The 12679-nt window shown below is 59.6% G+C and carries 13 protein-coding genes and 1 pseudogene; 3 read left to right on the top strand and 11 right to left on the bottom strand.

The features are described 5' to 3' along the window. Positions 1-547: 547 nt before the first annotated feature. From ACHFFA_RS02120 to ACHFFA_RS02110, 3 genes are all read right to left on the bottom strand, one after another. Positions 548-2530 carry a TonB-dependent receptor plug domain-containing protein gene (locus ACHFFA_RS02120; protein ID WP_394269186.1) on the bottom strand — a complete coding sequence of 661 codons (1983 nt, stop codon included), beginning with the start codon at positions 2528-2530 and terminating at the stop codon, positions 548-550. A 9-nt stretch (positions 2531-2539) separates the two neighbouring features. Beyond that, positions 2540-2812 carry a DUF3703 domain-containing protein gene (locus tag ACHFFA_RS02115; protein WP_394269280.1) on the bottom strand — a complete coding sequence of 91 codons (273 nt, stop codon included), beginning with the start codon at positions 2810-2812 and terminating at the stop codon, positions 2540-2542. 94 nt (positions 2813-2906) lie between these two features. Continuing rightward, the gene (locus tag ACHFFA_RS02110) at positions 2907-3545 is read right to left on the bottom strand and encodes a cation transporter (RefSeq protein WP_394269185.1); all 639 of its coding nucleotides are present in this window, start codon (positions 3543-3545) and stop codon (positions 2907-2909) included. An 89-nt stretch (positions 3546-3634) separates the two neighbouring features. Between ACHFFA_RS02110 and ACHFFA_RS02105 the strand changes: the two genes are divergently transcribed. Then, positions 3635-4018 carry a helix-turn-helix domain-containing protein gene (locus ACHFFA_RS02105; RefSeq protein ID WP_394269184.1) on the top strand — a complete coding sequence of 128 codons (384 nt, stop codon included), beginning with the start codon at positions 3635-3637 and terminating at the stop codon, positions 4016-4018. A gap of 720 nt (positions 4019-4738) precedes the next feature. Here the strand turns inward: ACHFFA_RS02105 and ACHFFA_RS02100 are convergent. The 7 genes and pseudogenes from ACHFFA_RS02100 to ACHFFA_RS02070 all read right to left on the bottom strand — a co-directional run bounded on the left by ACHFFA_RS02100 (position 4739) and on the right by ACHFFA_RS02070 (position 9218). Next, positions 4739-5092 (bottom strand): hypothetical protein, encoded by a 354-nt coding sequence (locus tag ACHFFA_RS02100; protein WP_394269183.1) that lies wholly within the window; start codon positions 5090-5092, stop codon positions 4739-4741. A gap of 198 nt (positions 5093-5290) precedes the next feature. Then, positions 5291-5995, bottom strand: coding sequence for an arsenical resistance protein ArsH (gene arsH, locus ACHFFA_RS02095; protein ID WP_394269279.1), 705 nt, complete (start codon positions 5993-5995; stop codon positions 5291-5293). A 50-nt stretch (positions 5996-6045) separates the two neighbouring features. Next, positions 6046-7095 carry an ACR3 family arsenite efflux transporter gene (gene arsB / locus ACHFFA_RS02090; RefSeq protein WP_394269182.1) on the bottom strand — a complete coding sequence of 350 codons (1050 nt, stop codon included), beginning with the start codon at positions 7093-7095 and terminating at the stop codon, positions 6046-6048. Then, positions 7092-7307 (bottom strand): hypothetical protein, encoded by a 216-nt coding sequence (locus ACHFFA_RS02085; RefSeq protein WP_394269286.1) that lies wholly within the window; start codon positions 7305-7307, stop codon positions 7092-7094. The genes arsB and ACHFFA_RS02085 overlap by 4 nt, the downstream gene beginning before the upstream one ends. Before the next feature lie 143 nt (positions 7308-7450). Continuing rightward, positions 7451-7597 (bottom strand): annotated as a pseudogene (locus ACHFFA_RS02080) (arsenate reductase ArsC); the annotation flags it as partial. An 8-nt stretch (positions 7598-7605) separates the two neighbouring features. Then, entirely contained in the window at positions 7606-7968 is a 363-nt protein-coding gene (locus ACHFFA_RS02075; protein WP_394269181.1) for an ArsR/SmtB family transcription factor, read from the bottom strand. A 149-nt stretch (positions 7969-8117) separates the two neighbouring features. Further along, entirely contained in the window at positions 8118-9218 is a 1101-nt protein-coding gene (locus ACHFFA_RS02070) for a histidine kinase dimerization/phosphoacceptor domain -containing protein (protein WP_394269180.1), read from the bottom strand. A 494-nt stretch (positions 9219-9712) separates the two neighbouring features. Between ACHFFA_RS02070 and chrA the strand changes: the two genes are divergently transcribed. Further along, entirely contained in the window at positions 9713-11107 is a 1395-nt protein-coding gene (gene chrA / locus ACHFFA_RS02065) for a chromate efflux transporter (protein WP_394269179.1), read from the top strand. Positions 11108-11130: 23 nt separating this feature from the next. Further along, positions 11131-12048 carry a DUF1259 domain-containing protein gene (locus ACHFFA_RS02060; RefSeq protein ID WP_225081837.1) on the top strand — a complete coding sequence of 306 codons (918 nt, stop codon included), beginning with the start codon at positions 11131-11133 and terminating at the stop codon, positions 12046-12048. Positions 12049-12552: 504 nt separating this feature from the next. Here ACHFFA_RS02060 and ACHFFA_RS02055 read toward each other — a convergent pair. Next, the coding region (locus ACHFFA_RS02055) for a transposase (RefSeq protein ID WP_394269278.1) at positions 12553-12679 on the bottom strand (127 nt) is incomplete at its 5' end.

Genomic DNA, 12679 nt, shown 5'->3' with positions numbered 1-12679 from the left:
TTGCGCTACTCTGCATTGGGTTAATATTATATTCGGCAGGAACTATGATCAATGTTGTTCCAAATGAACTTCAATTGCCTTTCGTTAGAGACTACGCACCTATCATAATAGTTCTGTCTTTGATCGCAGGAGTGTTTGTGGCAAGAAAAATCTAGCGAGGGCGATTGCTCGATTGGCTGGCGCTCCGCGCCGACGACTGGGTCAATACAACGTTTCGTGTTTACCAGCTGATGGACGATCAACTCGCAGCGCCGCCAACTTGATGGCTGCTATTAGGAGTATCGGCCAGCAGCCTGAACGGCAGATATTGGGGCGCAACGCGGCCATTGCGCTAAATGCAACTACCGGCGATGCCAAGTTGAGCAGGTTAGATATGCCTACACTCACTCAGACATTTGCTGTGGAAGAGTGGCGAAATGGCGGGAATTGGGCCGTTTGCCGTCAGTCCGGTTTTTTCGGTGGAACCTCAAAGCTGACGGTCGGCTTTTAGGCGCAGTGCGGGTGAGGCTGAACGTCTGGAATTGGGTGGAAAGCGGACACTCGGCGATCAATGCGCGCCAAGCTTGAAGCGAATGCCTCCGTTCAAGATAAAGCCCTCGTTGGGCGCCCAGCCGTCCACGGTCCAGCGTCCGTCCGCAGCGCGACTAGGCCGCAAGAGCGGATCATACTTGGTCTGGCGGACGTCGAGGATGTTCTCCGCATTGAGAAACAGGCGCACCTTACCCAGCACGATCTCGCCCATTAGCCCCAGCTCGAAATATGGCCGACCCTGAGTTCGATAGGGGTTATCGTCCAAATCCTGCTTGCCGGTGTAGTAGACCTCCACCCCTAAGCGACCCTTGTCGTGCTCTTCCCACATGCCCACGAGGCCCGCTGTGTGACGGGGCGTAAGCGGAACCTCTCTGCGCCCGAACCCGTCCGGGTCCGGCTCACTGGCATCGATGAAAACATAACTGCCGGTGACGGTTAAGCCATTGCTCCGGTAGCGAGCCAGCAGTTCCGTGCCCCGGATTTTCGTCGTGCCTGGCTCGTTTTCGAGGCGAACACGATCAGCTGCGATCGGCTGGATCACGGTGGTGTTCTTCAGGTTAGAGCCGAAAAGCGTCGCGTTCAGCTCAAGCGGTCCGCGTGCATATCCAACATCCAGCGAAGCGGTTTGCGCGGTCTCTGGCTCTAGTTCACCCAACGGTTCAAGCCGCGACAGACCCGCCGCCTCGATCTCTTCGACGAATGGCGTGGGGGCATAAAAGCCGCGTCCACCGGAAGCGCGGATCGTCCAATGGCCCGGCTTGTATAGCACCGAGAGGCGGGGGCTGAATTGTGTCCCATATTCGTTGTGGAAGTCCACGCGGGCGCTGGTGGCAAATGTGAGGTCGAGCCCCACGTCCTGCTCCACCTGCGCGAAAACGCCCGGCACCCGGTATGTGTAGTAGAACAACGGGAAGGTCTCGGATCGGAAGGCGTCCACCTGATAGGCCACGCCCCCGACCCATGAGGTCCCCCCGTTGCTGCCAGAGGTCGAAAGCTCCGCAAAGCCGGTGCGGTGCTTATCGATCTCTATGACGCTCCCAAACCGGTGCCGATGATCCTGTTGCATTCCCGAGGCGCGGAAATGCACTTTTCCCAGGCCATCGATTGGCAGCTCAGTGACAAGGCCCGCATCCAGCCTGTCGGTCTCTCGGGTCTGCGGGAAAGGGTTTCCGTCCGGCGTCGTGCGCCCCGGCAGCGTGCCGCCGACGCGGGTCTCGCCCATCGCTCCCACAGTCAGATAGGCAGTTGCGCCGCTATCGGACTCTAAGAAAGCACGCGGCCGGATCGTCCAGCGATCATAACCTGGCATATCTAGCCAACCGTCGCCGTCTAAATCCTGTTGGCTTTGGCGATGGAAGCCGCCCGTCAGCGACGCCCCCACAGCTCCGCTCACCGGCGTGGATATGTAGCCCGTCAGGTCCTGACCATCCCGGCTGGTAAGGTTAGCCATCAGATCAGCTTCAAGCTCGTCTCTCGGACGACGAGAGACGAGGTTGATCACCCCGCCAAGCGCCGACGGCCCATAGAGCGCGGAGGCCGAGCCTTTGATGACCTCCACCTGCCCTAGGTCCGTTGGCGGGATCTGAAGCAACCCAAGCGAGGACGCCTGACCCCCATAAAGCGGCAGGCCGTCAGCGAGGAGTTGAGTGTAGCGACCTTCCATTCCCTGAACGCGAATGTTGGAAGCGCCTAGCGCCGGAGAGGTCACTTGCACGCGCAAGCCACCAGTCTCGCTCAGGACCATGGCGATGTTGCCCGGCCGCATGAGGGCCTTTTCCTCGATCTCCTCCTGGCCAAGCACCTCAACCCGCACTGGCTCGTCCTGCACCCTTCGGCCAGAGCGCGTAGCTTGGACGATGATCTCTTCGTTTTCTTCTTCGTCTACTTGCTCCGCCGCTTCCGGTGCCGACTGAGCGAAGACAGGTGACGTAGCTGGGAGCGAGAGAGCTGCACCCGCAGCAAGCAAGATTGCGCGCAAGCGCACGCGAGAGGGAAGCATCTTAAAGTCCTATGATTGGGGAGGGGGAAGCGTGCTTGGCCGTAACTCTGCGGCCAGATCGTCGGGCAACGGCATGGGCTTGAACGCGGAAACATCGGAGCGGGCAGTGTTGCCTACCGGCAGTCTTTGAAATGCATGGCCAACCGGCACAAGCGCGAGCCGGAAGAGCTGGCCCAAAGTTTCGCGAAAGTCGCGGCGCTCGATCGCGTAGAGCAGCATCAGGGTGTGCGCTTGGGCATGCAACACGAACGCCCCTTGGGAGACGATGTGGGCCCTCTCCAGAGCTCACCACGCAGCTTGGACTTCGCCGTCGCCCCTGTATGTCTGAAAGCGCGCTAGTTCGCGCTCCACAAGCACCTTGAGCGGCTGGTTGGCGCTAGGCATGTTTTGGGTCTGCCTCGTTCGCCAATTCCGCGCGAGCTTGACGGATGATCTGATAGCCGCCTGACAAGCCAAGGGTTGCAAGCACCCCGGCCACGATGAGGTCTGGCCATGCTGTCCCGGTGCCAAAGACCCCAGCCGCCGCCGCCACCACTGCGACGTTGCCGATGGCGTCGTTGCGCGAACAAATCCATACGGAGCGCATATTGGCGTCGCCAGACCTGAAACGGAAAAGCATCAGCGCGACGCCAACGTTCGCGAGCAAAGCGAGAATCCCGATCACCCCCATCGTCCCTGCATCCGGCGAAGCACCTGACAGGGCGGCGTAAACGGTGCTGCCGAGCACCCACAGACCGAGCGCGATAAGGGTCCAGCCTTTGAATAGGGCGGCGCGGGCACGCCAGCCGAGGGCCAAGCCAGCAACGCCGAGGCTAATCGCATAGTTGGCAGCGTCGCCCAAGAAATCGAGCGCATCGGCCATGAGGGCGCGGGAGTCGGCAGTGACACCGGCCGCCAGCTCAACCGCAAACATGCCAGCGTTGACGGCCAAGGCGGCCCACAGGGCGCGCCGCCAGCGAGGGCTATTAAACTCGCTGCTGCTCGCGCAGCCACTGTCCGAACAGCTCGCACTCATGGTCTACCTCCTCGACAATTCGAGTCGGCACCTCATATGGACCTTATACCAACTAGAGGGTCAAGAGCTTGGGACTCACAATCGGGCAAATGAGCAAAGCGACGGGGGTCAAGCCCGTAACCATCCGCTTTTACGAGAAGAGCGGGCTGCTCCAGAAGCCGGAGCGGACAGGCGGTAATTATCGCGCTTATGAGGACGTAGACCTTGCCAGGCTGTCCTTCATTTGCCGCGCCCGCAGCCTCGGCTTCAGCCTCGACCAAATCCGAACTCTGCTGACCCTCTCGGACGACCGAGAGCGTGACTGCGCCAGTGTGGACGATATTGCACGAGCGCATCTAACAGAGGTTGAGCGCAAGCTTGCAGACCTCACCGCGCTTAAACGCGAGCTGCGAACCGTCATATCCTCATGCTCAGGAGGAACGGTAGGCGATTGCCGGATAATCGAGGCGTTGGCCCCGATAGCTCGTCAGTGATGCTTATTTGAGCTTAGGAGTTATTTCGACGGGGCGCTGCCGTGCTTGCTGTGGTCCGTTGCAGGCGAGCCGTCGTCGTCTTTGGCCATACCCTTGCAACAAGCGCAGCCGTCGCCCTTCGCCATCTTCTCGCAACACGCCATCTTCTTCTCCGCAGATGGCATTGGTGCTGCTGTGGGGCGTGGTGCGGGCGCTGGCTGAGCAGCCACGGCGGCCGCCACGAGAGTGGAAATGATCATGGTTTTGCTCCCTAGCGATCTGACAATCCCATACCTGCTGAAGGTCCGCAATGGGGTCGTTTCCTGACAGGCAGCTTTAGCTTGAAAAGCTCGGATCGCTGCCTGTCCGGTTCCAGGCCTTGGCGAGCGAGAGATCTATGTCTCATTAGAGGGTGGATTGCTGCCAATCAGATCTTCTTAGTCGACGGGTGGAGGAAACCGTAAGCTACCGACGCAGCCGTCCAGCCGACCAAAAACGACATCTCAATCACTGTTCCCTGAGCGTAGTTGATTAGGCTGTATAGTCCTATCCCCCCGCCCCAGAACAAAAGTGCTGTGAGAAATCGTTTCTTCATTCCCCGGTGCCCAATCATAGAGGTAGAACCGATAAAAATATGCGAGTGGTTGCGATGGTCCGCAATGGGGTCGTTTGCGGCTGGTCCGCTCTTAGGCTGCGTCAAGACACGCGTGAGCGGCTCAAGATGGGTGGGAAGCGGTCACATCAGCCACCGCGCAGAATGCGGCGGCGAGACCCCAGAATGCCTGCAAACCCGGCCACTCCAAAGAGCCCGAAGCCACCGACAAGGAAGGCTGCTTGAACCTCTTCGGACGAGGTGAAGGCAAACGAAGCAGCCAAGGCACCTGATACGGCGGTTGCGAGAATGTAGCGCCACTTTGCATTTTCGAAGTCGTAGAAATCCGCGACGATTTCATCCTTCCGAGTTTCCATCCCCCATGCCGCGTGACCCATGTATTGCTCCCATGACCAATCCATCAAAAGCAAAGCGCCAAGGCTGAACAGGCCCACTGCTGGAGGGGAAGAAGGGGAAGAGAAAGCAAGCATCGCAATTGCCATCAGAGCACAGCTTAAGGCGAGCAGACCCCATCTCATTGTCCAAAAATGCCCTCGTTCTCTCCTGTCCGCAATCGGGTCGTTAGCCGATTGACAGCTTTTCGCGTCGTGGTTCGGATAGCGGACCGTCCGTTACCGGCCCAGATCATGCCTTGTGCCTATAGCAAAGATTGATAATGGGAGGCCAGTTGCCCGATCGCCTCACGCGGAAGCAATTCCAGCTTTGTCCGCTGGTGTTTCGACCGGCTGATCCCGTTCAACGCGTTCGGAATACCGATCGACCAGTTGATCTGAGTGCGGCCTTAGAAGCACGGTGAACCGGACCAGTTCTTCCATCACATCGACGATGCGGTCGTAATAGGCCGATGGCTTCATCCGGCCCGCTTCGTCGAACTCTTCATAGGCCTTGGCCACCGATGACTGGTTAGGGATGGTGAACATGCGCATCCATCGCCCCAGCACGCGCAAGGTGTTGACCGTGTTGAAGCTCTGCGAACCGGCACAGACCTGCATCACGGCGAGCGTGCGGCCCTGCGTCGGCCGCAGGCCTTTGTAAGCCAGCGGAAGATGATCGATCTGCGCCTTCATGATCCCAGTCATTTGGCCGTGCCTTTCCGGGCTGCACCAGACTTGCCCCTCCGACCACAGCGAATGCTCGCGCAGTTCGTGCACGGCGGGATGGTCGTCATCCTTCACCTGATCAGGTAGCGGCAAGTCCGACGGATCGAATATCCGCGTCTCGCAGCCGAACACCTGCAACAGGCGCGCCGCTTCCTCCACCGCCAGCCGCGAAAAGGACCGCTCACGCAGCGAGCCGTAAAGCAGCAGGATGCGCGGAGGCGGGTTCATTGTGCCTAGGCCAAACGCGGGATTGCGATGGAGATACTCAGCCCGCAGCGCAGGCAGGTGTTCGGGATCGGATAGGGTTCACAGGCGGGACATGGGTTCGCTCTGTCTCAGGAGTGGGGGAAGCGGTCGCGCGTGCGATTGGCGAAAGCGACCAACGACAGCATCACCGGTACTTCCACCAGCACGCCGACCACAGTCGCCAGCGCCGCGCCGCTGGTGAGGCCGAACAGGCCAATGGCAACGGCCACCGCGAGCTCGAAGAAGTTGGAAGTGCCAATCAGCGCGCACGGCGCGGCAATGTTATGCGGCACCTTCCACGCCTTGGCCGCGGCATAGGCGATGGCGAAAATGCCATAGGACTGGATGATGATCGGGATGGCGATCAGTACGATCAGCAGCGGGTTGGAGATGATTGTGCCTGCCTGAAAGGCGAACAGCAGCACCACGGTCGCCAGCAGGCCGATGATCGACCATGGCTTGAGCCGCGCGGTAAAGGCATCGACCGCCGCTGTGTCACCGCCGTGCGAGCGAATGACCTGACGCCGCGCAATCGCTCCTGCCAGCAGGGGGATGACGACATAAAGCAACACCGAGAGCAGCAGCGTCTCCCAGGGAACCACGATGTCGGTCACACCCAGCAGCAGCGCCACGATGGGCGCAAAGGCGACAATCATCACAAGGTCGTTCACCGACACCTGCACCAGCGTGTAGGCTGGATCGCCCCGCGTCAGTTGCGACCAGACGAACACCATCGCGGTGCAAGGTGCCGCGCCCAGGATGATGAGCCCGGCAATATACTGGTCGGCATCGCTTTCCAACATCAGCCCGGCATAGAGGTAGTCGAAAAACAGCACCGCCAGCACTGCCATCGTGAACGGCTTGACCAGCCAGTTGACGACCAGCGTGATGACCAGCCCCTTTGGCTTGCGGCCGATATCCTTGATGCTGGAGAAATCGACGCCGACCATCATCGGGAAGATCATTGCCCAGATCAGCACGGCGACCACCAGGTTGACCGAAGCGTACTCGAGCCCGGCCAGAACGCCGACCGCATCCGGAGCGACCAGCCCCAGCGCAAGTCCCGCGAGAATGGCGAGGAAGACCCACACCGACAGGTATCGCTCGAACAGGCCCAGCGGCGATGCATCGGCGCTCATGCGGCACCTTCCATCGCGCCGATGTCGGCGAGCGCAGCCTGTAAAGCGCGCTGGTCCATCGCTGCCCGATCAAGCGCGAGAAACGCCCTCACCCGCATTTCCAGCAACCTCCAGGTTTCCTCGAACGCCGCGTCGACCTCAGCCTCGGAACCGGTTGCATCGGCGGGGTCCGGCAAGCCCCAGTGCGCTCGCAATGGGCTGCCGAAAAACACGGGGCACGCTTCTCCCGCCGCATTGCCGCAGACTGTGATGGCAAGGTCGATGGGCGGGCTGGCTGTGCCGGTGAACTCGTCCCAGCTCTGGAGCGGAAGGGTGCGGTGTCGATCCCGCGCCTTGCCAGCAATCTGAGCGCACCGGGATGCGGCTCGCCCTTGGGTTTACTCCCCGCGCTGAAGGCGCGAACATCGCCGCCGCCCAGATGATTGAACAGAGCCTCGCCGAGGATCGAACGGGCGCTGTTACCTGTGCACAGGACGAGAACGTTGAAGCATTGGTCAGTCATGTTCGGATTCATGCGTCGGCGGCTTGATCGGCGATGCAGGCAAGATCGCCGAGCAGGTCGCCGCACATTTCCGGGGCGCCCTGGCAGCAATCATGCATCAGGAATGTCAGCAGTCGTCGCATCCCCGGAAAGTCAGCGCGGTAGTGGATCAACCGGCTCTCTCGCTCGGACTGCACCAGCCCTGCCCGCTCCAGTGTCGCAAGGTGATGCGACATGGTCGATGGCGGCACGCAGCAATATTCGGCGATCGCGCCCGCAACCATGCCCTCCGGTCCTGCCCTCACTAGCGCACGGAATACCGACAAACGTGTATCATGGGCGAGCGCGGCAAGCGCATCCACGGCCCAAATCTGGGAATTGAGATCAGCCACCAGTACCACCTTTCGATGATTGTCGAAATACGGCCACCGCACCGGACGTCAACCTAAAATTCGAGAACTATCGAATTTAGTGGATCGCTGTTAGTGATGGCCAACCCTCTACCGCCGATTTCTTAACTCCGGAGGAGGATGCTTTCGTTTCAGCTCGCACTGTTTGCGATTGTGCCGGCCAGCCTCAACTCCATCCCGCTGCCACTGGCTCGCCATTCAGGGACGATATTCATCGAGGAGGCGATGGACTGAATTACCCGCGTTCCCAAGCCTGTACCTTTCGCAGCGCGTTCGGCTTCCGCCGCGCCTGCGGTCCCGTCGTCCCGGCAAACCAACGTCAATCGACCAGCCCGTACTTCGATATCGACAGTGATCGAACCGCGTCCTGATCCGAAGGCATGCTTGACGGAATTGGCGACGAACTCGTTCACTACCAGGACCAGCGAATTCGCCACTTTCGGACCGATCCGATCGTCATCCACATTTATAGCGAACTGTATCCCTTCAGGGAGCAATTGGCGCAGGTCGGTCTCGATACGGGCAAAGAGCGATTTCAGGCTTATCAGTTCCTGACCACCCAGCTCGTGGAGTTCTGCATGAAGCGATGACAGGGAGCGAATGCGACTGCTCGCATCTTCCAGCGCGCGCCGCACAGCTATATCTGTTTCCCTCCGCGCCTTCATCGATAGGAGTGCGCCTATCGACGCGAGCGAATTCTTGACCCGGTGATCCACCTCTCGCCGCAGCGTCTGCTCCTGGTCCAGCGCAAGTCGCAGGTCCAGTTCGCGCATGATGTGCCGCGACAGGACGCGCAGCACCCTACGCTGATGCTCTGACAATTCCCGTGGCTTGTGGTCCAGGACACACAGCGTGCCTAGGGGAAGACCGTTGGCTCCTTTGAGAACCGAGCCAGCGTAGAAACGAAATCCCGGATCGCTGCTGCACAGCGGATTATCCGCCATTCGTGCATCGTTCAGCGTGTCGGGTATCTCGATATAGTCGCCCTGCAGGATCGCGTGGCCGCACAGGCTGGTTTCAAGCGGAGTTGATCTCACGCCGAGACCGACTTCTGCCTTGAACCATTGTCGACCGTCGTCGATAAAATTGATGACCGACACGGGCGCTTCGCAGATCTCCGACGCTATCTCGACCAGCTCGTCGAACTCGCGTTCCCTGTCAGTGTCGAGGATTCCATAACGACGCAGCTCTTGCAGGCGATCATCTTCAAGCGGGTGCAAGGCGGGCTTCATGCGCGTCAGTTAGCAACAACGCGCCGAATGCGGAAGTTATCTGACAGATCCGAAGTACCTTCGTCAGCCAAGCAACGGCATTGCACTCAAAGATTCGAACGGACTTTCGACACGGGCAGTCAAGGCGTTTGGTGAAACGACCGGTTTGACGCGCGCGTCGCTCAAATGCGGACCGACTGCTACCGGCCCATTTTCAGCCGGTCCGCAAAGCGCCCCAATATTGGACATTTGATCGGTCTCGTCGCGATCCTGAAACCTGCCACTGGACTAGGTAGCAGCTGAGGGCGGCTTCGTGCCCTCAATTCGGAAATCGGAGATACAAATGCCGATCTCGAAAGCCGACATTCTCCAAGTGCAAGGCAGACTGTTCGCGTAAGGCTTTTGACAACACCAGATCAATGATCTAGCAGTTTGACTTCGGGCACTTATTCCGGCGCCCGGTAAGGCAATGCGCCCAAGTCCGGCTCGATGAGCTGTGTGCGAAGGACGCGTTGATGAATTCTCCCGCTAATTCAGGTTCCGTAGAACAAACTCCGATCCCGTTTTCCGAAGGGGTGCGTGTCTGGGCGCGCGTGGCCGCGTTGAGCTTTGGTGGACCAGCGGGCCAGATCGCGGTGATGCACCGCATTCTAGTCGATGAAAAGCGCTGGATCGGGGAGAACCGGTTCCTGCATGCGCTCAATTACTGCATGCTCCTGCCCGGACCGGAAGCCATGCAGCTTGCCACCTATATTGGCTGGTTGCTCCACGGCGTTCGCGGTGGCCTCGTCGCAGGATGCCTGTTCGTCCTTCCCGGCTTCCTCAGCATTATGGCGCTTAGCGTGCTCTATGCCAGTTTTCAGGAGGCCAGCTTCGTCCAGGCGATTTTCTTCGGCATTAAGGCGGCGGTGCTCGCCATAGTCATCGAGGCCCTGCTGCGCATCGGGAAAAGGGCGTTGAAAACTTGGCCCATGTATCTGATTGCCGCCGCAGCCTTCGTGGCGATATTCGCATTCGATGCACCTTTCCCGCTGATTATCGCGGCCGCCGCGCTGGTCGGTTTTCTTGGAGGGCATTTCGATCCTGCACGGTTTCTGGTCATTCGCGCCCGTGAAACGACCGAGGACGGGAAGAGCGAGCCGGAAGCCGTGCTTCATACAGGTGGCATGGCGAAAGCGCAGTCTACATGGCGCGGAGCAGTCCGCACGGCCTTGATCTGGGGCAGCATCTGGGCAGCTCCCATAATTGCGCTGATCCTTCTTGTTGGCCCAAATCACGTGTTCACGGAACTGGCGGTTTTCTTCTCCAAGCTCGCGGTCGTGACATTCGGGGGCGCGTATGCCGTGCTGGCCTATATGGCGCAGGAAGCCGTGCAGACGCATGGCTGGCTTGCCCCCGGTGAAATGCTCGATGGATTGGGCATGGCGGAGACCACGCCGGGTCCACTGATCCAGGTCGTCCAATTCGTGGGGTTCATGGGGGGATATCGCGAAGCAGACATGTTAGGCCCGGTGGCTTCGGGCATCGCGGCTTCGGTGATCGTCACGTGGGTCACGTTCGTGCCGTGCTTCCTATGGATTTTCCTTGGTGCGCCATTTATCGAAAAACTGCGCGGCGTGAAGCTTCTGACAGCGGCGCTTTCGGCGGTGACGGCAGCAGTCGTCGGTGTGATCCTAAACCTTGCCATCTGGTTTGCGCTGCACGTTGCCTTCGCACGGCTTGACGAGGTTCGAGGTTACGGCGCACGCCTGCTCGTGCCGGACTTCGCCACGATCGACGTCGCCTCCGTCGTCATTGCCGCTGCGGCCCTGATCGCCATGCTGCGCTTCAAGATCGGGATGTTGCTCGTTCTCTTCGTGAGCGCACTCATTGGGTCGCTGTATTACCTCGCAATGATGGCTGGCACCTGAAATCACATCCAAGGAGAACTAAGATGAAGCAATTACGCAGAACATTGTTCGTCGGCGGCTTGGCTCTATCGCTATCAGCGATGTCGGCGGCTCTTCACGCGCAGGATAATCTCGGCAATCTCGAGGCACTGATTTTCGAGGCATCGCACTCGGAGGTCACCATGACCGACGATGGGGTCGCACGCATCGGTTGGACGCGCGCCGACGTGCCGGTGATGGTCGACGGCATGCGCCTCGATCCCCCGGCAGGTCTCGGCTCATGGGCTGCCTTCAAACCCGTCGATGGCGGAGTGATGGTCATGGGCGACACGGTCGTATTCGAGGATGAGATAACAGCCGCGATGGACGCTGCCCTCGCCAACGGGTTGACCGTCACCGCGCTGCACAATCATTTCATATTCGACGATCCGCCGGTCTATTTTATGCATATCGGCGGGCATGGGGAAACCGCCAAGATGGCAGCGGGTGTAAAAGCCGTCTGGGATGCCATCAAGGAAGTGCGCGCCGCCTCGCCGACGCCGCAGCGCAGTTTCGGTGGCATGACGCCGGATGCAAACGGCACGATCGAAGCCCTGGCGCTGAGCGAAATCTTGGGCACCGAGCCAAGCATCGCCGATGGTGTCGTGAAATACACCTTCGCTCGCCAAGGCCGCATGCACGGCGTTGAGATCGGTGGTTCGATGGGGCTTACGACCTGGGCGGCGTTCTCGGGCACCAACGACCTTGCCGCCGTGGATGGTGACTTCATCATGACCGAGGACGAAGTCCAGCCCGTGCTCCGCGCACTGCGCGAGCGGGATATCCATATCGTAGCATTGCATAACCACATGATCGGCGGTGAACCAATGTTTTACTTCCTCCACTACTGGGGAGTGGGTCCAGCAAAAGAGCTTGCAGCGGCGATTGCTGCTGCCCGTAACGCACAGGCCGAAACCGGATAGGCGCAACCATTCCGATAAAAATCAGTAAGGCAGCGATCGCTTGCACCTCATTGCGACAGGCATTGTCTTCGAAATGGCAGGGAACGTGAGTTATGTCGCTAGCTGGTGGGCTTGTCTTTGAATGCGATGTGGATGGGACACGGCCCCGCGATTTGAATCGCGACCGGATTGTCCGTTTTCTTAGGAAAGCTCCCGAAACCAGACTGTCTCGAAGCGGCCCATTTTCAGCCGGTCCGCAAAGCGCCCTCATGTCGGCCATTTGAGCTCGCTTGAATCTTTTCCGAAAGCTGACTGTCGTCAGCATCAGCCCAGATGGCAGCTTCGCACCTTAGCAACCACTCCTTGCGATCGGCGTGCTGACCCCCCCCCGAGAGTGGGCGTCGGTTCAGCACAAGGGATCGCTGCAAATGTGCGCTCCTATTGCGACCGCCTTGGTCGGCAGCGCCGAGGCATTGCATAACAAATGCAACGATAACGGGTCGGTATCCTCGCTAGGCTCAGGACTCATTGCGGCAGCCAGAAGATGACGGTTGCAGCGATACATATGGCGGACATGAAGGTGTGGGCGCATCGGTCGTAGCGGGTGTGGATGCGTCGCCAGTCCTTGAGCCTGCCGAACATGTTCTCGACC

The organism is Qipengyuania sp. (genome assembly GCF_043423005.1).
In the GTDB taxonomy this organism is placed as follows: Bacteria; Pseudomonadota; Alphaproteobacteria; order Sphingomonadales; family Sphingomonadaceae; genus Qipengyuania.
Note: the sequence above shows the minus strand (reverse complement) of the source record. Positions and strands in the feature narration are given on the sequence as shown.

Coding starts and splice junctions, on each gene's coding strand:
- ACHFFA_RS02120 (WP_394269186.1), bottom strand. CDS start 2,530: ATGCTTCCCTCTCGCGTGCGCTTGCGCGCAATCTTGCTTGCTGCGGGT.
- ACHFFA_RS02110 (WP_394269185.1), bottom strand. CDS start 3,545: ATGAGTGCGAGCTGTTCGGACAGTGGCTGCGCGAGCAGCAGCGAGTTT.
- ACHFFA_RS02105 (WP_394269184.1), top strand. CDS start 3,635: ATGAGCAAAGCGACGGGGGTCAAGCCCGTAACCATCCGCTTTTACGAG.
- ACHFFA_RS02100 (WP_394269183.1), bottom strand. CDS start 5,092: ATGGCAATTGCGATGCTTGCTTTCTCTTCCCCTTCTTCCCCTCCAGCA.
- arsB (WP_394269182.1), bottom strand. CDS start 7,095: ATGAGCGCCGATGCATCGCCGCTGGGCCTGTTCGAGCGATACCTGTCG.
- ACHFFA_RS02070 (WP_394269180.1), bottom strand. CDS start 9,218: ATGAAGCCCGCCTTGCACCCGCTTGAAGATGATCGCCTGCAAGAGCTG.
- chrA (WP_394269179.1), top strand. CDS start 9,713: ATGAATTCTCCCGCTAATTCAGGTTCCGTAGAACAAACTCCGATCCCG.
- ACHFFA_RS02060 (WP_225081837.1), top strand. CDS start 11,131: ATGAAGCAATTACGCAGAACATTGTTCGTCGGCGGCTTGGCTCTATCG.